Origin of the sequence: Shewanella sp. MBTL60-007, from assembly GCF_019654915.1 — a bacterium.
In the GTDB taxonomy this organism is placed as follows: Bacteria; Pseudomonadota; Gammaproteobacteria; order Enterobacterales; family Shewanellaceae; genus Shewanella.
In genome coordinates this window covers 1-499 of the sequence record NZ_BPET01000194.1, presented here as the reverse complement: position 1 = coordinate 499, position 499 = coordinate 1, and the positions used below count along the sequence as shown (strand labels likewise).

Here is a 499-nt window from a genome sequence, read left to right as displayed (position 1 = left end):
AACCCAGGCGATGGCCTGCTCACCCAAGCTGAAATTGGTGCTGATGACGTACAGCTGCAAGTCACTATCGATGGTACTGACTTTGAAGCTGGCGGCTATGTCACGCTTACCATTAACGGTGGCGCGGACATTCAGCTGAGTTTCGCTGACTTCACTGATGCTGGCAACGGCAGCTTCACCTTTGGTAACTACACTTATGCCAACGGCGTGATCAGCTGGACCGAGCCCGCGCCTGCTGAAGGCGACAGCATCACCGTCACCGCCACCCAAACCGATAAGGCTGACAACACCTCGGCTCAAGGTTCAGATACTGCCAAGGTCGCCGATGAAACCGCGCCAAATGCGCCGACGGTATTGATTGTTGATGATGGTAACCCAGGCGATGGCCTGCTCACCCAAGCTGAAATTGGTGCTGATGACGTACAGCTGCAAGTCACTATCGATGGTACTGACTTTGAAGCTGGCGGCTATGTCACGCTTACCATTAACGGTGGCGCGG

1 protein-coding gene is annotated in these 499 nt (G+C 54.9%); it reads left to right on the top strand.

What is annotated here, in order from left to right:
- Positions 1–499 (top strand): hypothetical protein (locus tag K5Q92_RS24000; RefSeq protein ID WP_220771277.1); only part of this gene is annotated, 499 nt, incomplete at both ends.